Source organism: Cecembia lonarensis LW9, assembly GCF_000298295.1.
Taxonomy (GTDB): domain Bacteria; phylum Bacteroidota; class Bacteroidia; order Cytophagales; family Cyclobacteriaceae; genus Cecembia; species Cecembia lonarensis.
The window spans coordinates 13,046-36,470 of record NZ_AMGM01000010.1 but is presented as its reverse complement, the minus strand read 5'-3'; the positions used below and the strand labels follow the sequence as shown (position 1 = coordinate 36,470).

Below are 23,425 nucleotides of genomic sequence, written 5' to 3'. Positions count from 1 at the left end.
CATTTGCCTTTTACCAAATTTGCCTTTTACCAAAAATGCCATTAATATGCTGAATTATTAAGAACATTCATGGGACAATTTATCATAGACTTTAGCAATTGGATTTGGGATACGCCCATGCTCCTGTTATTGATGGGAGGAGGCTTTATCCTTTTTGCCTATTCAGGCTTTTTACCCTTCCGCCATTTTGGGCATGCCCTAAAAGTAGTCAGGGGAAAATATGACGATGAAAACCTGCCCGGGCAGATTTCCTCCCGTCAGGCTCTTTCAGCGGCCATTGCGGCAACCGTAGGTTTGGGCAATATTTCAGGAGTGGCCATTGCCATCAATATGGGGGGACCTGGGGCCATTTTCTGGATGTGGATTTCGGCTTTTGTGGGCATGGCAACCAAATATTTCACCTGTACTTTGGCCATCATGTACCGGGGCAAGGATACCCAGGGAACGGTACAAGGTGGGCCTATGTATGTGATAGAAGAAGGTATGGGAAAGAAGTGGAAACCTTTGGCTATCCTATTTTCTGTTGCGGGTGTATTGGGACTTTTGGCCATATTTCAGGCAAACCAGTTGACTGCTGTCCTGCGTTCTGTCCTATTAATTCCTAATGGTTTGGATAACGGAGAAACTACCAAATGGGTATTGGGTATATCTATGATGATCATTGTTGCCATTGTGATTTTAGGCGGAATCAAACGGATTGCCGCCGTAGCATCCCGATTGGTCCCCTTTATGGTACTTTTGTATTTTGCTACTGTTCTGATCATCATGTTTCGTTTTTATGATCAGGTTCCGGCCATGTTATGGTTGATTGTGGAAGATGCCTTTACAGGTAATGCAGTCATGGGCGGCGCTGTGGGAGCGGTGATGGTGATCGGTGCTAGAAGGGCCGCTTTTTCCAATGAAGCTGGTATTGGTACAGCACCCATGGTGCATGGTGCCTCCAAAAACAATGAACCGGTAAGGGAGGGTTTGATCGCCATGTTGGGACCTTTTATTGATACCGTGGTGGTTTGTACTTTGACCGCATTGGTGATCCTGTTGACCGGCGTATGGCAGTCTACGGACAATGATGGTGTAAGGTTAACCCTATCGGCCTTTGAAATGGGTTTACCAGGCATCGGCAAATACTTGTTGATGGTGGCTGTGCTTGTTTTTGCCTTGTCCACCATGTTTACCTATTCCTACTATGGACACAAATGCTTCAATTACCTCTTTGGTGCGGAAAAGGCCAAATATTACAATTATTTCTATTTGATCACCATTGTTGGCGGTGCTGTGGTGTCTTTGGAAGTAGTGGTGAGTTTTATAGATGGGATGTATGCGGTAATGGCGATTCCGACGATGATTTCCACGATTTACCTGGCACCTAAAGTAAAGGCGGCGACGAAGGAGTATTTTGGGAGGGTGCGGAAGTAGAAGCGAGAAACGAGAAACGAGAGGCGAGAGGCGAGAAGCGGGAATGTTAGAAACAAGAATCAAGAAACAAGAATCAAGACATCACTAACTTGTATTAGCCGACCTTTAATTGTTGGATAGCTACTGGAATTGGCTTTTCCTGACTAAGTTTTCTATCTTTCTGTGCGGTTAAAAAATCTTTTTTTCAAACACCTTCACTGACTCGGAAATGAAAATCCTGATATCCCCCAATGCCTTTAAAGGAACCATTGAAGCAGATGAAGCTGCAGCAATCATCCGAGGGGCAATTAAGGATGTAAATCCGAATGCGGAAACAGCGGTTTTGCCCATTGCAGATGGGGGAGATGGTACTTGTTATTTGTTGGGGAAAGCATTAGGATTAGAATCACAGCAAATCTGGGCGCTGAATGCCTTGGGCAGATCTGTCAGGGGGTATTACTTTTTTGATGCCAACAGCAAAACCGCCTACTTGGATGTTTCTACGGTTTCAGGAATCAAAGATCTTCAAACCGTAGAAAGAAACCCATGGGTGGCCAGTACTTACGGGACAGGACAACTGATTCAAGCAGCTGTCAAGGCAGGTGCCAATCATATTGTTCTAGGTCTGGGTGGTTCGGCCACGGTGGATTTGGGCATTGGAATATTAGCTGCTTTGGGATTTGGGTTTTTGGATGAAAAGGGCAGGGAAATTCCCTTGTTCTCGGACACATTTTTGAGTAAAATCCAACATATCCAAAGACCGGTCCATTCATTGGACATCCGTTTTACCTGTCTTTGTGATGTTAACCATACCTTTTGGGGTCCAAAGGGAGCCATTCCTGTATTTGGCCCACAAAAGGGTTTACCACCTGATGAAATCCCCAACTTTGAAAAAACTTGTGAGGGCGTTTTGACCATTTTGTCCCAAAAAGCCAAGAAAGCGGTTCCGGATCAAAAAGGCTTTGGGGCGGCAGGAGGAATTGCTTTTGGATTGGCCCATTTTTTTCAAGTTGAATTAAAAATGGGGGCACAGTGGTTTTTTTCCAAAGTTGGTATGGTTGAAAAGGTAGCCTGGGCAGACTTAGTGATCACCGGTGAGGGAAAGTATGACCATCAATCTGCGGGAGGAAAGGGGAGTTATGAACTATTACAGTTATGTAAACAAGCAGGTAAGCCCTGTTATTTAGTTACTGCAGGGGATGATTTTGGGGATGCAGGATTCAAAAAGGTACTGGTTTTACCGGATTTGGATTTTTCAAGTCCTGATTTTAGACAAAAGGCAAAGGAGAATTTGAGGAGATCGATTTTGGAATTAACTAACGATTAACTAGGACAAAGACACCTGCTAGATTAAGGCTTGGATAAAAAAGCTTTGCTTTTTGGGGAACTAACCGCTCCTTCCTTCAGAAGGCAGGAATGACACCAATTTCACAAATTACCTGGATTTTGGGTTATAAATAATCTTGGCCCTTTTCGTTCATCAAAGCAGCATGGGAAAATGAATTATACGCAGAGCTTGCGAATTTCCTAGAACCACAGTACCCATTATATGTGTAAATTTACGAGGACCAGCCCTAAAGGGCTTAATCACTATTAGCCTTGGGAGAAAACAGAAAGTATTTGGTAAAACAACATGCAAAATAACCTTACTTGTAGTTCTGTGATGTGATTTATTTTTTATCTTTAAATCAAACTAACTCCGGATTTTTTGTGGAAAATCAGAAAATTTTAGCCTTGGCCAAGGAAGAAGACTGGCTCAAGGATTATTCAGAAGATATTTATGAAAGGTACTTCAGGTATAAATATGCCTTGAAAGAGATTGAACATGGCTATGGCAGCGTGCTGGAATTTGCCAGAGCACATGAATACTATGGAATTCATTTTGATCCACTGAGAAATGGTTGGGTGTATCGGGAATGGGCACCAAAGGCATACAATCTTTTTTTGATGGGGGATTTCAACCATTGGAACCGGTATAGTCATCCCATGCGTAAAAACCACAGGGGAGACTGGGAGATTTTTTTGCCTTATGCGGATTATAAAACGTCATTTGTTCATGGATCCAAGGTCAAAGTTCATGTTGAGGCGGTCAATGGAGCGCTTGATAGGATACCGGCCTATATCAGGAGGGTAGTACAGGATGAGGAGAGTCATGACTTTGCAGGGCAACTCTGGTTTCCGTCCCAATCATTCATCTGGTCTGATCATGGTTTTGATCCATCGGACAATCTCATGCAACCGTTGATTTATGAGTGTCATGTAGGAATGGCCCAAGAGAAAGAAGGCGTAGGTACCTACTTGGAATTTGCAGAAAATATTTTGCCAAGGATCAAAAAATCAGGTTACAATACCATACAGGTAATGGCCATCATGGAACATCCTTACTATGGGTCCTTTGGTTACCATGTATCCAATTTCTTTAGTCCTTCCTCCCGTTTTGGCACGCCTGAGGAACTCAAGTTTATGATCAATAAAGCCCATGAGATGGGCATTTCTGTGGTCATGGACATCGTACATTCCCATGCGGTGAAAAATGTGAATGAAGGGTTGAATGAATTTGATGGTTCAGATCACCAATATTTTCACCCAGGTGGGCGAGGATACCATGAAGGCTGGGACAGCAAACTGTTTGATTATGGAAAAAAGGAAGTGATACAGTTTCTCCTTTCCAACATCCGGTACTGGATGGAAGAGTTCCACTTTGATGGTTTCCGTTGGGATGGAGTCACCTCCATTCTTTACCTGCACCATGGCCATGTTACCTTTGACAATCCGGTAAAATATTTCAGAGAGGGAGTAGATTGGGATGCGGTCATTTACCTGCAATTGGCCAATAAACTGATCCATGATTTTAACAGACAGGCATTGTCCATTGCCGAAGAAGTCAGTGGCATGCCAGGTTTGTGCAGGAGGCATGAAGATGGGGGACTGGGCTTCGACTTCAGACTGGGGATGGGTATCCCTGATTTCTGGATCAAAACCTTAAAGCACAAAGTAGATGAGCACTGGGACATGTTTGAAATGTGGCATGAGCTGAGCAATCGGCCTAAGAAGGAAAGAACCATTGCTTATGCCGAATCCCATGACCAGGCATTGGTCGGGGACAAGTCCATTGCCTTTTGGCTGATGGACAAGGAAATGTACACAGGCATGAGCAAGCTGCAAAGCAGTTTGGTAGTTGACAGGGGAGTGGCCCTCCACAAAATGATCCGCTTGATTACCATTGCATTGGGAGGAGAAGGCTATATGAATTTTATAGGGAATGAGTTTGGTCACCCTGAATGGGTGGACTTCCCCAGGGAAGGTAATGACTGGAGTTACCAATATGCCCGAAGGCAATGGTCTTTGGTGGATACAGAGCACTTGCGTTACCATGAACTCGATGAATGGGACAAGGCCATGATTCAAATGGCCAAAGAGCATTTACTCTTGGTCGCCCCTCATGCCGAGCAGATTTTCTTGGATGCAGATAAAAAGATATTGGTTTTTCAAAGGGCCAGCTTGATCTTTATCTTTAATTTCCATGTTTCTGAATCCATTTTTGGCTTTGAGTTTGTAGTTCCTACACCGGGTGAATATCAAATTGTCCTGAATTCCGATAATAAAAACTTTGGAGGTTTTGAGCGTGTATCAGAGGAGTTTCTCTATCCCAGCGACAAGAAAAACAAGATCAAGATCTACCTGCCAAACAGAACAGCATTGGTGTTGAAAAAGAAGGTATAATGGGATAAAAAAGAGAATGGGCCCATAAAGGGCCCATTATGCTACAATGACAATATCAACTAAACTAAAAGAGAAAAGCCTCACTCTCCGTATGAGCAGTGGGATCAACTCCCGTCATTGCTAATTATTACTATCTTCTAACGACGGAAGGGATTTTGGGTTACTAAAAGCTTTTTAAATATTTGATTTTTATGATGGATGGGCTTTGAGCCTGATGCATTCGTTTGCAAAGCTTTATTTAAAAAAAAATCAAACCAATCCAGCGTAAATCAAGCCTGCTTCCACACCCCTTATTTCAGCCAAGCCTTTGAGCCTGCCAATGGCGGTATAGCCTGGGTTGATGATGGGTTTGGGAATATCATCCAACATCTGATGCCCATGGTCCGGGCGCATAGGAATGGAAAGGCCTCTGCTTTGCTGTACTTTCAGGATTTCATGGATGACCGCTTCCATGGGAACATCACCTTCCAAATGATTGTCTTCATAGAAGTTCCCTTCAGCATCTCTTGTAGTAGCCCTGAGATGAATAAAGTGGATATGGTCACCAAAAGCTTTTACCATGGCCGGTAGGTCATTATCTGCCCGGACCCCGTAAGAACCAGTACAGAAAGTGAAACCGTTATTAAGACTGCTATTGTCCGCAATAATTCTCTGCATATCGGTTGCTGTACTTACGACCCTTGGAAGCCCAAAAATATCAAATGGTGGATCATCAGGGTGAATGGCCATTTTTACCGCATGCTTTTCCGCTATAGGCAGTATTTCATTTAAAAAGAGTTTCAGATGATTAGCCAATTCCTCATGACCAATACCTTTATACGTATCCAAAGCATGTTGGAATTCTTCCAAGGTATAGCCTTCTTCCGATCCAGGCAAACCCTTCAGGATATTGTCCTGAATCCTTTTAATATCTTGTGCAGGAGCATTTTCAAAGAAAGTTTTGGCTCTTTGAATTTCATCCTCATTATAATCTTTTTCTGCGCCAGGTCTTTGTAAGATAAATAGGTCAAAAGCTACTACTTCTTTTTTCTCAAAGCGCAGGGCTTTGGCGCCATTGGGAAGTGTCCAGGCCAGTTCGGTACGGGTCCAATCCAAGATGGGCATAAAATTGTAACAAATGATATGAATGCCCTCTTCTGCCAGGTTGACGATGGTTTGTTTGTAGTTTTCAATGTACTCCAAAAAATGACCTGACCTGGTTTTGATATTTTCGTGTACGGGAACAGATTCTACCACAGACCAAGTTAGCCCTGCTGCTTCAATTATATCTTTTCTTTTTTTGATTTCTTCCCTTGGCCAAATGGCTCCATTGGGAATGTGATGAAGGGCAGACACAATACCTGTGGCACCGGCCTGTCTGATATCGGATAAACTTACCGGGTCATTGGGACCATACCAGCGCATGGTCTGCTCCATTTTGTATGTCATAAGGTGGACTTAAGTTAATGGGTGATTGGTTGATTAGACATTGGTTAATTGGTTTCTCCAGACAATTAGTTCTTGGTACATCGTACATTACATGATACATTGTACTTGGAACAGTAAATATTCATTCCTAAACTCCCGAATATGCCGAAAACCCTCCATCTACGGCTACTACTGTACCCGTTACAAATTTGGAAGCATCTGAACAAAGCCATTGAAGGGTTCCTAACAAATCTTCGGGATTGCCAAACCTTCTCATAGGGGTATGGTCGATGATTTGCTGGCCCCTTTGGCTGAGGTTGCCATCATTTTCGGTGAGTAATGCCCTGTTTTGTTCTGTCAAAAAGAAACCTGGGGCAAGGGCATTTACTCTAAAATCAGGACCGTATTTCTGGTTCAATTCCACAGCTAACCATTTGGTCAAATTGTCAATAGCTGCCTTTGCTGAAGCATAACCGGCCACCCGGGTCATTGGCCGGCTGGCTGCCATGGAAGAAATGTTGATGATATTTCCTGAGCCATTGGTAAGCATAAGCGGCAAGAAATGTTTGATGGGAATGAAGGTGCCTTGGTAATTGAGATCCATAACCTTTTTCATGGCATTAGCCGAGAGATCGGCTATGGTTTGATCAGGCCTGACTACTGCATTGGGCATATTGCCACCCGCCAGATTGATCAGAATATCAACTTTTTGGTACCTTTTGTGAATTTGCTCAGCAGCCTGGATTACATGGTTTTCAGACGTAACATCAGCAAGAAAGGCATCAGCTTTGCCTCCCAAAGACCTGATTTCCTCAACGAGTTGTTCCACTTTCGAGGCAGTTCTACCAATGATGATGATTTGAGCACCTTCTTTGGCAAGGTGTAGGGCCATCGCTGTACCCAGTACGCCGGTGGCACCTGTGATGATGATTTTTTTATTTTTTACTGAAAATAATTTCATGGTGTTTCGGGAAACTGAAAATAGTTCTTGGCATTATAATAACAGATGTCTTGGATAATCTTACCCATCCACCTTTCATCTTGTGGCAGATTACCTTTTTGCATATCCTTTCCAAACAAGTTACAAAGTATTCTGCGAAAATACTCATGCCGGGGAAAGGAAAGGAAGCTCCGGGAGTCTGTCAACATACCAACAAAGGTTGCAATCAGCCCCATATTCGATAGGGTGTTCATTTGGGCTTCCATGCCATCAATTTGATCCAGAAACCACCATCCAGAGCCAAACTGTATTTTGCCTCGGATGCTGCCATCATTGAAATTGCCGCACATGGTAGCAAAGACCTCATTGTCCTTAGGGTTAAGGTTGTAAAGCACTGTTTTACTGAGTTGGTCAGTGCTATCCAATTCATTGAGGAAGGAGGAAAGGGCAGTAGCCTGGGCATAATCTCCTATGGAATCAAATCCGGTATCTGGACCTAATTGTTGGAACATGCGGCTATTATTGTTACGCATGGCACCAAGGTGGAACTGTTGGGTCCATCCTTTTGTATGGTAAATTCTGCATAGCTCCAAGAGAGTTTTAAATTTAAAATAACGAATTTCTTCTTGGTCCAAAAGTGCACCGGAAAATACTTTTTTAAAAAGGGTGTTGATATCATAAGGCGAATTACTGAAGTAATAAAGCTGTTCTAGTCCATGATCCGACAACCTGCAGCCATTTTTATCAAAGTAGTTGATTCTGTTTTGCAACGCTTGAAGTAAGTCATCGTAAGAATGAATTTTCACAGCTGACACATCGCCCAGCTTTTGTAAATAAAGCCGGTAGCTGATGGGGTTTTCGACAGCAAAGGCCTTATCTGGCCTGAAAGCCGGAAAAAGTCCAAATGAAGCACGGTTTTTAAGATAGTGCCGGTGGTGTTCCAAATTATCAATGGGATCATCCGTACTGCAGACCACTTCCACTTTCATTTTTTCCAATAGCATTTTGGTGCTGAATTCCTTACTATTGGTCATCTCCGATGTAGCCTGATAAATTTCGTTGGCATTATTTCCACTCAAAAGTTCCTCAATCCCGAAATACCGCTTCAGCTCTAAATGTGTCCAATGGTACAAAGGATTTCTTACCGTGTAAGGAACTGAATCTGCCCATTTTTGAAATTTTTCCTGGTCCGATGCATCCCCTGTGATGTAATGCTCTTTTATACCCAAGGTGCGCATTGCTCTCCATTTGTAATGGTCACCTGCTAACCATATCTGCGTGATATTTTCAAACACCTTATTGGAAGCGATTTGATCTGGGGGCAGGTGGTTATGGTAATCGATGATGGGAAGATCCTTTGCATAATCATGGTAGAGTTTTTTGGAAAAATCTGTTTCCAAAAGGAAATCATCATCTAAAAAGGTCATTTTGCTGGGTTTTGTCATTTATAATACAGGTCAATAAGATTATCAAGTCTAATTTTAAGGATTTATATGCAGTATTTGAACCATTTTAGTACAATTAATTGTGAAATCGTTTTCGATAAAACAATTATCAAATTGATTATTGGCTAAACTGGTATTTTTATAATTATATTTCATTCGAGAATAAAATCAAGTGTGGCTTATACAGTTTGATCAGGCATAATGACAAAAGTAAATATCAAATATTTGGCGGAGAAACTCAATATGGCACCTTCCACGGTTTCAAGAGCTTTGAATGACAGTTACGAGATCAGTCAAAAGACCAAAGATAAGGTATTGTCATTGGCCAAGGAACTCAACTATCAGCCAAATCCCTATGCCCGAAGTTTGAGGGCCCATAAAAGCAAAACCATTGGGGTAATCATTCCCGAGCGGATCAATAACTTTTTCGCCCAGGTGATCGATGGCATTGAGGAAATTACCCAACAATACGGTTATCATCTTCTGGTTTACAATTCCCATGAGGACGTTGAACAGGAAAGAAAAATCATTTCCTACCTGTTGGGCGGAAGGGTAGATGCCATTGTGATGTCTGTTTCGAGTCAGACCAGTAGCACAGAGCACTTGGAACAAGTTCAGAAACAGGGCATTCCGATCATTTTCTTTGATAGAATTGCACAGGATTTGCCGACAACCAAGTTTATCACCAATGATTACCAAAGCGGTTTTGATGCTGCACATCACTTAATTGAAATTGGCTGTAAGAAAATTTATTTTTTGTTACTTTCTAAGGAAATCACCATTGGCAAAGAGCGCCTAAGAGGTTACTTGGATGCAGTTAAGGCCTCTGATCTATCATTTAGTGAAGATTGGGTCATTCACTGTGCCCAAGAGGAAAAACCAAATATAGATTTGTTCAAATCCTTCCTTTTTCCAATGGACCGTCCTGACGGAATACTTTCTTCGGTAGAAAAATTGGCCATTACAGCCTATCAGGCCATCAAAGAGACCAAACTTCGAATCCCTGAGGATATCAAACTGATCACCTTTTCCAATATGAAAATTGCGGATTTATTGGATCCACCACTTTCTACCATATCCCAGCCAGCACAGGAAATCGGTCGGGAATGTGCCAAATTGCTGATGAGTAAGCTTACTAAAACCAAGCCATCTCCTATAGAAGACCAAGTTATCACTATACCGTCCATTTTCCATAAGCGAACATCATCATAGAAATAAGGCCAGTCCAGAAAACTGGCCTTATTTAAAATAAACATTTAATACCCAGGATTTTGAGGGAAACTACTTTCTCCTCCGTCAACCCTATCAATCTGATTTTGTGGAATAGGTCTTAATATGTGAAAATCTCTGATATTGGGAGCAGCATCTGGATTATGCAGTCTTGTTCTTTCTACCAATAATCCCCAACGCTTCAGGTCCAACCATCTCATCTGCTCACCCAAAAGTTCTCTCTCTCTTTCCTCCATGATAAACTCCATATCCAATTGGGAAGCAGTAATCTCCATTTGGGCCTCACGGCCTGGAAAAGCAGCTCTCCTTCTGACTGTATTGATCGCTTCCACAGCCTCTGCAGTTTTGCCCTGCCTAAACAATGCCTCTCCAAGCATTAAGTAAGTATCTGCCAGTCTAAAGGCAAGGTAATCTCTTCCTCCTTGAAACTGTGTCAGATCAGCTCTACCTGGATCCAGGAATTTATTTAGCGTTGGATAAAGCTTATCTGTATAAAGGCTAGGAGTGAGTACCTGATAAGGCTTTGCAGCCCTTTCTGCTTCAGACCATTCTACTCCTGGAAGATAGATGGCCGTATCTCCCTCACTGAAGCTAACTTCAGGTTTGGAAGTATCAAAAGTAGTATTGAAATTTCCTGGCCTGTTGGAAAAGAAAACATGCTTAAATGATTTGTCATACCGAGAATCATTTTCCCTATCTGCAAAGATTACATTTAGTGTATAATCAGTAGGACGATATCTCTTAAATGGCCGGCCATTTTGGGTATCTCTCCTCATACCTGGCTGGATATCATATTCCATTAAGAAGAAAACGTGACCATTGTTGCCCCCTCCATTTGTCAAAGGATCTCTTGTGTATTGGACTGCAAAAATCACTTCATCATTGACTTCATTGTTAAATCTATGCACATCTTCAAAATCCGGAAGAAGGATAAAGCCATAATCAGAAATTACTTTTTTTAACAAAACTTCAGCCTTGCTGTAGTCATCAGGTGAACCTGCTTCTGAAGTGGCTTTGGTTAGATAGACCTTGCCTAATAAATGTTCTGCGGCTGGCCTCGTGACACGACCGTAATTATTGGACCTCATCTCAGGAAGTAGATCGGCAATGGCCTCTTCAAGATCCCTAATAATAGCCTCATAGATTTGTGGTACACTTGCTCTGCTAGCTTCTTTGGTAGGAACAAGTGTTTCGGTAAGTCTTAGGTCAACCCCACCAAATAATTGAACAAGAATAAAGTAATGATGGGCTCGGAGGAACTTTACTTCAGCTACCCGCAATCTTTTTGTAGCATCTGGAACATTAGGTACATCCGGAGCTCTTTCGATGATTGCATTACAGGTGTTGATTCCTCTGTAAAATTCATCCCAAATTTGGTTTAATTGGCCTGTTCTTGAGTCAAACTGATTGGTATACTCGTTGATAAACTTCCAACTGCCATCTGAACCCATCCTGTAGGTGTCAGTACCAAAAACAGTAAAGTTGTTACCTGCTTCGGTTCCATACCACATCCTTAGGGTACTATACGCTGCATTAACCCCATCATTAAAACCATTAGGGGTGTTAAGATAATCATTGCCAATTCTCGAAATGACATCTTCTTCCAAGATATCCTGGCATGAGAAAGCACCTGTTAACAAACTGATTACTGTGAACAGCTTTATATAATTTAGTTTTATGTTATTTATTTTTTTCATGGCTCTTTTATTTGAAATTAAAATCTTGCATTAATTCCAATGGTATAAGTGGTAATGGCCGGTGCCACATTGGCACTTACTGCACCACCTTCTATTCCCTGTTCACTGTCAATAAAGGTCTCTGGATCAATACCTTTATACCTAGATCTGTATTCTGCGAAAATGAATGGTTGCTGAATACTGGAATAGATCCTTAAACTTTCCATTTTCATCCTTTTGGTAACTACATTTGGAAATGTATATCCAAAATTAATGTTCCTGATTTTTACAAAACTTCCGTCAAAATAAGTCATAGAAGATGCATACTTAGGCCTTTCCTGATTCTGATTGGGTCTTGGAAAATCATTGGTCGGATTATTGGGAGTCCAGTAATCAATGGCCAAATTATTGTACCTTCCAAAGAGGGAATTATTGGCATCATGGAACTGACTACGTAACATTTGCCCCACCCTTGCAAATACAAAGAAGGAAAAATCAAAGTTGTCATAGGTAAATCTATTGGTAACGCCTAGGATGAACCTAGGAACAGGAGAACCTAAAATTTGTCTATCATCCGCATTGATTCTGCCGTCACCGTTAAAATCTTCAATTTTTATCTCTCCAGGCCTATCTCCAAAAGAGGCTGCTACATCAGCCTCATTAGTCTGCCAAATGCCTACTTTTTTCAAATCATAAAAAACTGTGATCGGCTGTCCGATAAATCTTCCTGCAGCAATATCGTCTACTCTTCCATTGGCCAAACTGAGGATTTGCTCTCTATTTGTATTGAATATCAAGTCAGTGGACCATCTGAACCTCGATTTATCTATGTTGATAGAGTTCAAAGTGACTTCAAATCCAGTATTTCTAGTGACCCCAATATTGGTCGTAAAAGCACCAAAACCAATGGAATTGGGTAATGGCTGCGGTGCCAATAAGTTACTGGTTTCTGTTTGGTAAAATTCCAAGCTACCTCCCAATTTTCCCTGAAATATTCCAAAATCCAAACCTATATTCAAGGTAGTACTGGATTCCCATCTCAAATCAGGGTTTCCAATGGTACTGGGTCTATACCCGAATGCTGGCGTAGTACCAAAAGCATATACCGTTCTACCAAGTAATGGCTGGGTTTGATAAGGAAATATGGCCTGATTTCCAATAGATCCGTAACTTGCTCTGAACTTTAATAAATCAATCCCTGAGTTTACCAAGAATGGTTCATTGGTAATATTCCATCCAAATGCAACGGATGGGAAATAGCCAAATTTAGTATTCGCACCAAACCGTGAAGAACCATCTGCCCGCATTGTTGCAGTCAGTAAATATTTTTCTTTATAGCTGTAATTGATACGGCCCATGTAGGATAAGAGTGCCCATTCAATCAAATCTGTGTTGGCACCTGTAATCTGACTTGCATCACCCAATCTATGGTAAAGCTGAGAAGCCGCCGGAATTCCCAATACAGAAATTGAGGTTCTTTCTGACCGGTCTTGCTGGATGGCCTGGAGTCCCGTCAAATTCAAAGCATGGTCACCCATTTTCTTATCATAGGTAAGGATGTTTTCCAAAGTATAATTGAAATCCCATCTTTCGTTGATACTGCCTGTTGGAGGTGCCCCCCTTCTGGCATTGGTTTGTGATCCTGTAAATCTACCCGCCCTTTGGAAGGAGAAATCCGGGCCAAAATTTGTCCTGAAAGTCAGGTTATCAGTTATTTTATATACGCCGTAGATACTGTTGAACATTCTGTATCTGTGAACCTCATCTAATTGTGCTCCCGGTACGATTTCAGCAAAAGGGTTTGTTCTTAAGCCATCGTTAGTCGGTAGGAATATCAAATTTCCGTTTTCATCAAAAGGGATACCCAAGGGGTTTTCCTGCATGGCCCCTCCGATTGGATTGAAGTTTTCCCCATTTCTCAAACTATTTACCAAAAGCGTCGAAGTTCCTATTGAAATTTTATCAGTAATTTTATGATCTAAATTTATTCTAAAAGTATACCTGGAAAAATCCTGATTTTTTACTACTCCCGTTTCTTTAAAGTAGTTTCCAGAAACAAAAAATGTGGTTTTATCACTTCCGCCTTGAACACCTACTTGATAATTTTGTATTACTCCAGTTCTTAATAAAGCCCCAACATAATCTGTGGTTCTTCCCCTAGCTATTCCATCCAATTCAACGGGCTCAAACAATGTGGCATCTGCCTCTGGCGTTGCAGGGCCTTCTGGATAATTACCAGTGGCTCTTCTTGATTCTCTTTTATATTCGGCAAATTGTGGTCCATCAAAAACCTCAATCCTGCCCAGAGATTCGTTAAAACCAGTAAACATGTCGAAGGAAACAACAGTTTTTCCGACATTACCTCTTCTGGTAGTTACAAGTACTACACCATTAGCTCCTCTGGAACCGTAAATTGCTGTAGCTGAGGCATCTTTTAAGATTTCCATTGATACAATATCCTGGGGGTTGATATCATCAATATTTCCAACTATGGGAATATTATCTACTACGTACAAGGGATCATTGCCCGCTGTAAATGACCTTCTACCCCGTATCCTAACCTGAGGACCTGCTCCAGGTTTACTACCTGCTATTGTAACATCCACACCGGCAGCTCTTCCTTGTAAGGCCTGCCTCGCATTGGATATCGGCAATTCTTGAATTTCTTTGGCACCAACTGAAGAAATAGCACCTGTTAGTTGGCTTTTCTTTTGGGTACCATAACCTACTACAATTACCTCTTCCAAATCAGAAAGGTCTTGTTTTAAAGTTACATTGATGGTGCTTTGATTGCCAACGGTTACTTCCATTGGCATAAAACCGATGAAAGAGAAGATAAGAACTCCTGTTTCAGGTGCTGTGATGGAATAATTCCCATCCAAATCCGCTGCAGTACCAGAGGTAGTTCCTTTCAAAAGCACTGTGGCTCCGGGAATGGGTTCACCGGTATCATCTGTAATTTTTCCTTGGACAACTCTGCTTTGTCCAAAGCTTTGTTGGTGCAGAATTAACAGGAACAGTAAACATCCTGCAATCTGGTAAAACTTCCGTTTCATAGAATTTTAGGTTTATTGTTTAATTAAAAGGTTGGTCTATATTTAGATTAGACAAAAAGATACTCCTTGGAATATTATTTTATATTCCCTATAAAATGGATTATCTTATTATGTTGATTTACCGAAATTTGTAAAATAATTCCGAAAAGCGACTTGTTTCTGTTTTTATTTTACGGAATCGATTGCACTTACAAAAAACATAATAAAAATTATAAGTTTGAGCTTACAATACGATTACTTATACTTATTGAAATTCAATGGTTTGCGGTATATATTTTCACCCAAAATCAACCAACACTATGAAAATTTAAAAAAAATTTTAGGAACAACTATTCTTTTGATTACTATTCCCTTCATATTGTCACTTTCTACAGCTAGAGATTATGTTGAAGAAAGAGTGGTAAATATTAAAAAAATCTTATGTAATGATTTTGATGATGTGAAACATCTAAAAGACCAACAAAATTTTAGCAAATGGGCAACCTTAGACCCAAACCAAAAAACATTATATAATGGAACGGATGGAACCATTGGATTCATATTCTCTTGGAAAGGAAATGATGAGTTGGGGGAGGGAGTACAGGAAATAATTGGAATCATAGATAGAGAAAGGATCGATTATGAATTGTGGTTTATAAAGCCTTTCGAGTCTAGATCTGTAGCCTTTATCACTACCACTTTACTTAATGATAATGCGACATTGGTGAAATGGAATTTTGTTGGCAAAATGAATAACCCCATGAAAGTCTTGCTTTTGATAATGAATATGGGAAAATGGTAGGAGAGAATTTAGATTTTGGTCTGAACAGGTTAAAAGAAATTATGGAAAGCTAAAAAAGGCTGTCTAAAAAGCAGCCTTTTTTGGATGTATTGTTATGAGAAATTATATACCAAAATTCTTTCCATTTAAAGTTTGGGCTCCCATCCTTTCTCATATTCTCTGGACCAAAGCTCCATACCTTTTCGGTTATAGATATGGCCATTGGCTGGATTACAGTCAAAGTTTTCCCCAATCCTGTAAGAAATATTGGCCAGATGACAGAGCAAAGTGGATACTGCGCCTTCTTCAATGGTGGAATTTTGTTTCTGCTTCCCTCGGATAGCCTCAAAGAAATTGACCACATGGTCTGTGGTGTTATCGCCCCCACCACCTAAGTTGGTGCTGCCTTCTTCTCCTCTTGATTTGACTTCACGGATCATTTTTCCTCCTTTGTCAAAAAGCCTATAAAGGCCTCTATTGACAAAAACAGAACCTTCTGTACCATATATGATGGTACCCCTATCAGCCCCATAAGTCAAGTAACCATTGCGGCTTTGTCCATCCCAAACGATAGTTTTATCATCGTCAAACTTGAAAGTGGCATACATGGTATCGTACATGTCCCAGCCATCATCCAAAAAATGGTATTTACCAGCATCTACCCCAACATGGTTAGGAAACTCTACCTCAAGTGCCCATCTGGCAACATCCAGTTCATGGGTGGCATTATTGCCTGTTTCTGCTGTTCCATAGTCCCATCCATACCAATGCCAATTGTAGTCCCAGGTATCATGGGTATATTTTCTTCTTGGTGCAGGACCTTGGAATAATTCCCAGTCCAATCCTACTGGAGGAGCTTGCTCCACTTGGTTGGGAACCCGTCCTCTATTATTGGCATAAAAAGCCACTGCTCGGTAGGGCTTCCCTATGGCACCATCATGGATTTCTTTGATGATTTCAATGGTATGGTAAGAGGATCTTTGCTGGTTTCCCATTTGAATGACCTTATTGTACTTGTTTTTGAATTCAATCAGCAATTCTCCTTCTCTGGGATTATGGCTGCAGGGTTTTTCCACATACACATGTTTTCCTGCGGCTACAGCCATCCATGTCCCCGGTGCATGCCAATGGTCTGGAGTAGCATTGATCAGTACATCGATCTCTTTGTTTTCGATGACCTTTATGATGCTGTTTTCCAACAGGGGACTGTAGTCGATGTGTTTTGAAAAACTGGAAGCAGCCTTGGTTCGCTGGGATTCCATCACATCGCATAGGGTGTGTAAGCGTACATTGCTTTCCTTTCTGGCAATTGGAGCGTAAAAGGCGCCTAATCTTCTTCCAAGACCTGCAATAGCCACCTGCATGCTGTCGTTGGCTCCAATGATATTGCCATAGCTCTTGGCAGAAAAGCCCAGTGCACCCAAGGAAGAGAGCCCTACTGTAGCTAAGGTGGATTTTTTCAAAAACTCCCTTCGATTGTTCATTTCTTTGTCCATTTCGTTAAGGATTTTATTGTAATGTCCTGATTTTTATGTTCTTAAAATGCACTTCATCACCATGGTCCTGAAGCAGAATATATCCTTCTTCTGCCTCTCCAAAGTTTTCCCAGATATGGTATTTGCTTTTCGCCACCAGTTCCCTGTAGGCTTGAGAGCCCCTCAGGTACTCTACAACTTTCACCCCGTTGAGGTAATGTTCTACCCTGTTGTCCGGATAAACAACCAATCTTCCTTTGTTCCATTCACCGGGTCCCTTTATAAATCTAGGGTTTTTATCGGCTTTGATCAGGTCATACAGGGAAGCCAAGGTTCTATTGCCTTCACGGCCCATTTTGGCATCTGGATGGCGCTCATCGTCAAGGATCTGATACTCCAAGCCAATGGCTGAACCCACATTTCCTTCACTCAAGGTAACAAAATATTTAACACCGGAATTGGCTCCTTCTGTAAATTTGAAATCAAAGGCCAAATCAAAGGCACTGAATTTCTCTGTAGTGACAATGTCCCCATAGCTCATGGACTCGCTGCCATCAGAAGCTTTGATGGTAAGAATGCCGTCCTGGACAAACCATCCCTCAGAGGGGAATTCCTCCTTGTAAGCAGCCTTCCAACCTGTAGTATTTTCTCCATTGAAAAGTAACCTCCAACCATTGTTTTCTTCTAATTCAGTCAACTCATTTAGGCCTGTGCTGACCACGAAAACATCCCCAGTAAAGGGTTTAGGTTGCAGGTTATCTGTCTGAATGCGGATATTCCTAAAATAAGTTTTGTTTCCTTCATCTTCTGCACTTCTGATGCTATGGACCTGAAGTCCAATATGCCCTTTACTGTCCATGTCATCGACCACATAGGCTACTTCCTGTCCGTTGATCCAGGACTTGATTTCATTGCCTATGGCTTCAATGCGGTAATGGTTCCATTCACCCATTTTAAAAGCAGCTTTGGCCGCTGGATTAAGGTCCAAAGGATACAGCCAACCCCTTCTTTGTTCATCATATAAGCCACCTGACCAAGCCCTTGGGCTGGGGTCGGCTTCTATCTGATAACCATATACCAACCCTTGTCCATCTCTGGCTGTTGGATCAAACTGTCCCCTTGCCATTACCCCTGAGTTGCTGCTCAGATCTTCAATTTTCAATTCCAATTCCAAGATAAAGTCGGAATAATCCATCTCTGTAATCAAAAAGGTATTTGGTGTATTGGCTACTGCATAGCCTATGATTTCTCCATTTTTCACTTCAAATTCTGCTTTGCCGCCCACAACTTTCCAACCGTCCAGGGTTTCGCCATTGAATAAATTGGTCCAGTTTTCTTCTTTTTTATCATTTGTACTGGTTTGACAAGAAAATAGCCCCATCGCAAGACTAATGAGAAAGTAGCTAAAATATTTTGGTTTCATTTTTTGGGGTTTAAGTGTTAGTAAATTTCCAATGTGTTGAAATTCTTTATTTCACCCAAAATTTCTAATTACTACAGCCAATACTTACGAAATCGATTTCGTGTTTTGGGTATTTTCAAATTTAAATTTTTTAAATTAGGAATTATCTTGATAAAGACAAATAATCCATTGATCAGAAGCCAGTTTGCCAATAAAATGACCTATAAAAAATGTTTAAAACAGACCAATGAGTCCTTCCATTACACGGTTTGGCTACCCATTTTGATGTCTTCCATTGCTTTTTTTCTTTTTGAAACAAATGCTTACTCCCAAGTCTATGAAAGACATTATTTATCTGGAAAAGATGCGGCCACAGCTGTAGCCTGGGATTTTATGGTAGATGGTGGCCGCAGGGCAGGAGAGTGGGCGAAGATTCCCGTGCCCTCCAATTGGGAGCTGCATGGTTTTGGAACCTATAATTATGGACATGACCATAGAAATTCTGATAGGGTTTTGGGAAAGGAAAAGGGGTTTTATAAACTGGAATTCGATGCACCGGATGCTTGGAAAGGACAGGTTGTCCAATTGGTCTTTGAAGGGGCCATGACTGATACTGAAGTGAAGGTAAATGGGAAAGTTGCCGGAGATGTTTTCCAAGGAGGTTTTTACAGGTTCAGTCATGACATTACACCGCTCTTGAATTTTGGTCAAGAAAACTTCTTGGAAGTGGAAGTGGCCAAGCATTCTGCAAATGCCTCGGTCAATCGGGCAGAAAGGGAAGCAGATTATTGGATTTTTGGAGGAATTTACCGCCCGGTGTATTTGGAGATATTGCCCGAATTGCATTTTCAGCGGGTGGCGGTAAACCCGCAAGCCAATGGGGAATTTGAGGCTTTGGTGGTATTGAATAAAAGTGTAGAAGATGGGCTATTGGAGGTAGAACTATTTGAATTAGGAGATGAAAAATCACTGGGCAAAATCAATACACCAATTACAGGAGAGGAAATCCAAATTGACGGGGTATTTGAAGGGATTCAATCCTGGAATCCTGAATCACCGAAAATGTATAAAGCAGTATTAAGTTTAAAAGAAAAGGGAAAAACTGTTTTTGAGAAATCTGAAAAGATTGGTTTCCGGACAGTAGAACTTCGGGAACAGGATGGCATATATGTGAATGGTAAGCGGGTAATTTTTAAAGGAGTAAATAGGCATTCTTTTTATCCCAGTTCGGGAAGAGCCCTATCAGATGCCAATCATTTAGAGGATATTCAATTGATGAAGGAGATGAATATGAATGCTGTCCGCATGTCCCATTATCCTCCAGATGAAAGATTTTTGGATTTATGTGACTCCTTGGGGCTTTTTGTATTGAATGAGGTGGCCGGTTGGCAACAGGGCTATGATACTGAGATAGGTCCAAAGGTGATTAAGGCGACTGTATGGAAAGATGCCAACCATCCTTCTGTGATTATATGGGACCATGGCAATGAAGGAGGTTGGGATTTTGAGAATGAAAAGTGGTTTCACCAATATGACATTCAAAAGCGTCCGGTAATTTATCCTTGGCTTATTCGAAATGGGGTGGATACCCATCATTACTTTCAATACAATGCAGGTGTACAAAGGTTGACCCATGGTATAACTCCTTTTTTCCCCACTGAATTTATGCATGGGCTATATGATGGTGGGCACGGTGCAGGACTGGAGGATTATTGGCGGGATTTTATGCGTAATCCTGTGGCTGCAGGTGGCTTTCTTTGGGTATTTGCTGATGAAGCTGTGGTCAGAACCGATAGGGATGGAGCATTGGATGCCGATGGGAACCATGCTCCGGATGGAATTTTAGGCCCATACAAAGAAAAAGAGGGAAGTTTTTATACCATTAAAAATATTTGGTCTCCCATTCAGATTGCTCCTTTTGTGATGAATAGGCATTTTGATGGGAATTTATGGATAGAAAATCATTACCTCTATTCCTCTTTGACAGGCTGCAGATTAGAATGGAGCTTGCATAAGCTGGAAGGTTTTGACAAGGAAATAAATCTGGACGAAGGAAAATTGTATTTACCGGATATTGGATTGGGAGAAAGGAAAAGGGTTAAAATTCCCCTTTCGGCGGAATTTGAGGAAGCTGATTTTTTGAGAGTGGCTGCATATGATTGGAACGGAATGGAGCTTTATACCTGGTCTTGGGCTATCTCCGGTATCAGTGAGTTTGCTGACCGTTTGTCTGCCTCCTCATTTGATATGTACGGTTTAACAGAAGTGGATGAGGAAGATGGGCTTTTGAAGGTTAAGGCAGGGGAGATGTATTTTGAGTTTTCCTTGAATGACGGTCAATTGAAGCTTGTGCAGAAAAATGATAAGGATATTGCCTTCAAGGATGGTCCAATCGCAGTTGGGGTCAATTCTGAGGTGGAAGGGGTAAATTGGGAGACAGACCCTGATGGCAGTATCAATATCCAAAGCAGCTATACTTCCTATCCTAAAAGAAGTACCTGGAGGGTATTACCGGATGGTACCTTAGAATTAGAAGCGGATGGGCCATTATTGAACGGTCAGATGGTAAGCTATTTAGGTTTGTCATTTACCTATCCTGAAAACAAAGTAAAAGGAGTTAAATGGATTGGAAATGGACCATACAGGGTATGGAAAAACCGTGAAAAAGGTGTCGAGTTTGGACTTTGGGAGAAGGCTTATAACAATACCATCACCGGATACAGCTATGACAATTTGGTTTATCCTGAATTTAAGGGTTATCATGCCAATTTATACGCCCTTCAGTTGCTGACCGAAGAAGGGATCATCCAAATTGTATCTAAAAGTCCGGGCATGTATTTCAAGTTATATAACCCTGAAAATTCACCGCATGCTACACCAGGTGTTACCCCTGAAATGCCTGAAGGTGATCTCAATTTTCTTCATCAGATCAGTCCCATAGGAAATAAGTTTGCCGGTCCTGAAACCATGGGGCCAAGTGGGAATAAAATCAGGGCCGTGAGTCATGGAGGAGATCAGGCTTTTGGCATCAAACTGAGGATTACTTTCGAAGATCTATAACCTAAATAACCTAGCATAAACAGATTACTATGAAAAACTTAGCTATTGGCCTATTGCTGGCATGTTGCTTCAACTTCTTGACAAATGCCCAAGAATTAAATACCAATCCCATTCTCAGTCCATGGGCAGAAAAAGTGGATACTAACAATCCACTTCCCGAATACCCAAGACCTCAAATGGTCAGGGATAATTGGAGTAATTTGAATGGATCTTGGGATTATGCCATTTTGGAGAAAGGCACTGCCTTACCCTCTGAATTTCAGGGGAAAATTACTGTTCCCTATCCTGTGGAATCCTACCTTTCTGGTGTGATGAAACCCGTAGGGGCCAGCAAGGAGTTGTGGTATCGAAAGTCAGTTCAAGTCAGCAATAGCCAAAGGAGAGGAAAGGTACTGTTGCACTTTGGCGCCGTAGATTGGGAGGCGGAAGTATTTGTCAATGGAAAATCTGCCGGTAAGCATCAAGGAGGCTACGACCCTTTCACCTTTGATATTACCGACTATTTGAATAGAAGTCAACAACAAGAGATTGTGGTCAGGGTTTGGGATCCGACAGATGAAGGACCTCAACCCAGGGGCAAGCAGGTCAATAGGCCCCGGGGGATTTGGTATACACCGGTTACAGGAATTTGGCAAACCGTTTGGCTGGAGTTTGTACCGGAAACCCATATTTCGGCTTTAAAGGTAAGCCCTGATTGGGACAATGGAGCATTTGTTATCCAAGCGGATTTGAATACAGTTCAAGAGAACCTGAAGTGGCTGGTTCAGGCCTTTGATGGGGAAAAATTGGTAGGACAGGGAGAGGCTGGATCAGATCAAGCCATTACATTAAAAATCAATGACCCCAAATCCTGGTCTCCTGATGATCCCCACCTGTATGATTTTCAGGTCAAGTTGATGAGAGGAAATAGGGTAGTGGACGAGGTGAAATCCTATGGGGCTTTAAGGCAAATTGAGGTCACTTATGATGAAAACGGCATGCAATGGATGGCTCTAAACGGGAAAGCCTTGTTTCAATATGGCCCCTTGGATCAGGGTTGGTGGCCTGATGGCCTCTACACTGCGCCAACGGACGAGGCATTGTTATTTGATATTGAGAAAACCAAGGAATTGGGTTTTAATATGATCCGAAAACATGTGAAAGTAGAACCGGCCCGTTGGTATTACCATTGTGACCGCTTGGGCATGTTGGTATGGCAGGACATGCCCAGTGGAGATATGGGCAATGTATGGGAACCAAAACCGGGAATTTACAGAAAGGGTTTGGATAGGGAAAGGACACCTGAATCAGAAGCCATATTCACAAGAGAATGGAAGGCCATCATGGATGCTTTCCACCATTTTCCTTCCATTGTGGTTTGGGTTCCTTTTAACGAGGCTTGGGGGCAGTTCAAAACCAAGGAAATCACTGAATGGACTCAGGCTTATGATCCCAGTCGATTGGTCAATTCCGCATCTGGAGGAAACTTTGAGCTGGAAGGTAACAAATTGGTCGGCGATATATTTGATGTGCACAATTACCCCGATCCGGTGATGCCATCCCCTGATTTGTTTGGAAAGGTAAATATTCTTGTACTTGGAGAATATGGAGGATTGGGATTACCTGTAGAAGGCCACACCTGGCAGGAAAAAGACAATTGGGGTTATCAGAGTTTTAAAAATGAAGAGGAACTATGGACCCGGTATCAAAAGCTTATTGCTGATCTAAAATACCTGATGCCAAAGGGTTTGGCGGCTGCCGTTTATACCCAAACCACTGATGTGGAAGTTGAGGTCAATGGCTTAATGACTTACGATAGGAAGGTGATCAAATTCCCTGTAGAAGCCATGCGCAGATTGCATCAGACTTTATACTGA

Annotated in this window: 14 protein-coding genes; 7 read left to right on the top strand and 7 right to left on the bottom strand. The window is 41.7% G+C overall.

Annotated features, from left to right (window positions below):
• The first annotated feature begins 69 nt into the window (after positions 1-69).
• The 3 genes from B879_RS05060 to B879_RS05050 all read left to right on the top strand — a co-directional run bounded on the left by B879_RS05060 (position 70) and on the right by B879_RS05050 (position 5,118).
• The gene (locus tag B879_RS05060; RefSeq protein ID WP_009184074.1) at positions 70-1,416 is read left to right on the top strand and encodes an alanine/glycine:cation symporter family protein; all 1,347 of its coding nucleotides are present in this window, start codon (positions 70-72) and stop codon (positions 1,414-1,416) included.
• A 208-nt stretch (positions 1,417-1,624) separates the two neighbouring features.
• Positions 1,625-2,722 (top strand): glycerate kinase family protein, encoded by a 1,098-nt coding sequence (locus B879_RS05055; RefSeq protein WP_009184073.1) that lies wholly within the window; start codon positions 1,625-1,627, stop codon positions 2,720-2,722.
• Between the two features lie 383 nt (positions 2,723-3,105).
• Positions 3,106-5,118, top strand: a complete 2,013-nt coding sequence (locus B879_RS05050; RefSeq protein ID WP_009184072.1) for an alpha amylase C-terminal domain-containing protein — start codon at positions 3,106-3,108, stop codon at positions 5,116-5,118.
• Positions 5,119-5,367: 249 nt separating this feature from the next.
• On the opposite strand, the gene uxuA is transcribed toward B879_RS05050, so the two are convergent.
• The 3 genes from uxuA to uxaC all read right to left on the bottom strand — a co-directional run bounded on the left by uxuA (position 5,368) and on the right by uxaC (position 8,892).
• Positions 5,368-6,546 (bottom strand): mannonate dehydratase, encoded by a 1,179-nt coding sequence (uxuA, locus tag B879_RS05045; protein WP_009184071.1) that lies wholly within the window; start codon positions 6,544-6,546, stop codon positions 5,368-5,370.
• A 127-nt stretch (positions 6,547-6,673) separates the two neighbouring features.
• Complete coding sequence (locus B879_RS05040) at positions 6,674-7,486, bottom strand: SDR family oxidoreductase (protein ID WP_009184070.1); 813 nt, start codon at positions 7,484-7,486, stop codon at positions 6,674-6,676.
• Positions 7,483-8,892, bottom strand: coding sequence for a glucuronate isomerase (gene uxaC, locus B879_RS05035; protein ID WP_009184069.1), 1,410 nt, complete (start codon positions 8,890-8,892; stop codon positions 7,483-7,485). Before uxaC ends, B879_RS05040 begins: the two co-directional genes overlap by 4 nt.
• Before the next feature lie 219 nt (positions 8,893-9,111).
• On the opposite strand from uxaC, the gene B879_RS05030 reads away from it, so the two are divergent.
• Complete coding sequence (locus B879_RS05030; protein WP_009184068.1) at positions 9,112-10,122, top strand: LacI family DNA-binding transcriptional regulator; 1,011 nt, start codon at positions 9,112-9,114, stop codon at positions 10,120-10,122.
• 44 nt (positions 10,123-10,166) lie between these two features.
• Here the strand turns inward: B879_RS05030 and B879_RS05025 are convergent, their stop codons facing one another.
• Together B879_RS05025 and B879_RS05020 are read right to left on the bottom strand one after the other, a co-directional pair.
• Complete coding sequence (locus B879_RS05025) at positions 10,167-11,837, bottom strand: RagB/SusD family nutrient uptake outer membrane protein (protein ID WP_009184067.1); 1,671 nt, start codon at positions 11,835-11,837, stop codon at positions 10,167-10,169.
• Positions 11,838-11,854: 17 nt separating this feature from the next.
• Complete coding sequence (locus B879_RS05020) at positions 11,855-14,872, bottom strand: SusC/RagA family TonB-linked outer membrane protein (protein ID WP_009184066.1); 3,018 nt, start codon at positions 14,870-14,872, stop codon at positions 11,855-11,857.
• Between the two features lie 217 nt (positions 14,873-15,089).
• On the opposite strand from B879_RS05020, the gene B879_RS05015 reads away from it, so the two are divergent.
• A complete protein-coding gene (locus B879_RS05015) occupies positions 15,090-15,653 on the top strand; it encodes an SRPBCC family protein (protein ID WP_009184065.1) in 564 nt (187 codons plus the stop codon).
• A 125-nt stretch (positions 15,654-15,778) separates the two neighbouring features.
• Here the strand turns inward: B879_RS05015 and B879_RS05010 are convergent, their stop codons facing one another.
• Positions 15,779-17,128: a Gfo/Idh/MocA family protein gene (locus tag B879_RS05010; protein ID WP_009184064.1), complete on the bottom strand. Its 1,350-nt coding sequence runs from the start codon at positions 17,126-17,128 to the stop codon at positions 15,779-15,781.
• 13 nt (positions 17,129-17,141) lie between these two features.
• Positions 17,142-18,530, bottom strand: a complete 1,389-nt coding sequence (locus B879_RS05005; RefSeq protein WP_009184063.1) for a 3-keto-disaccharide hydrolase — start codon at positions 18,528-18,530, stop codon at positions 17,142-17,144.
• A gap of 147 nt (positions 18,531-18,677) precedes the next feature.
• Between B879_RS05005 and B879_RS05000 the strand changes: the two genes are divergently transcribed.
• A complete protein-coding gene (locus B879_RS05000; protein WP_238542082.1) occupies positions 18,678-21,569 on the top strand; it encodes a glycoside hydrolase family 2 protein in 2,892 nt (963 codons plus the stop codon).
• A gap of 29 nt (positions 21,570-21,598) precedes the next feature.
• Positions 21,599-23,425: a glycoside hydrolase family 2 protein gene (locus B879_RS04995; protein ID WP_009184061.1), complete on the top strand. Its 1,827-nt coding sequence runs from the start codon at positions 21,599-21,601 to the stop codon at positions 23,423-23,425.

Coding starts and splice junctions, on each gene's coding strand:
- B879_RS05060 (WP_009184074.1), top strand. CDS start 70: ATGGGACAATTTATCATAGACTTTAGCAATTGGATTTGGGATACGCCC.
- B879_RS05055 (WP_009184073.1), top strand. CDS start 1,625: ATGAAAATCCTGATATCCCCCAATGCCTTTAAAGGAACCATTGAAGCA.
- uxuA (WP_009184071.1), bottom strand. CDS start 6,546: ATGACATACAAAATGGAGCAGACCATGCGCTGGTATGGTCCCAATGAC.
- B879_RS05040 (WP_009184070.1), bottom strand. CDS start 7,486: ATGAAATTATTTTCAGTAAAAAATAAAAAAATCATCATCACAGGTGCC.
- uxaC (WP_009184069.1), bottom strand. CDS start 8,892: ATGACCTTTTTAGATGATGATTTCCTTTTGGAAACAGATTTTTCCAAA.
- B879_RS05030 (WP_009184068.1), top strand. CDS start 9,112: ATGACAAAAGTAAATATCAAATATTTGGCGGAGAAACTCAATATGGCA.
- B879_RS05025 (WP_009184067.1), bottom strand. CDS start 11,837: ATGAAAAAAATAAATAACATAAAACTAAATTATATAAAGCTGTTCACA.
- B879_RS05020 (WP_009184066.1), bottom strand. CDS start 14,872: ATGAAACGGAAGTTTTACCAGATTGCAGGATGTTTACTGTTCCTGTTA.
- B879_RS05010 (WP_009184064.1), bottom strand. CDS start 17,128: ATGGACAAAGAAATGAACAATCGAAGGGAGTTTTTGAAAAAATCCACC.
- B879_RS05005 (WP_009184063.1), bottom strand. CDS start 18,530: ATGAAACCAAAATATTTTAGCTACTTTCTCATTAGTCTTGCGATGGGG.
- B879_RS04995 (WP_009184061.1), top strand. CDS start 21,599: ATGAAAAACTTAGCTATTGGCCTATTGCTGGCATGTTGCTTCAACTTC.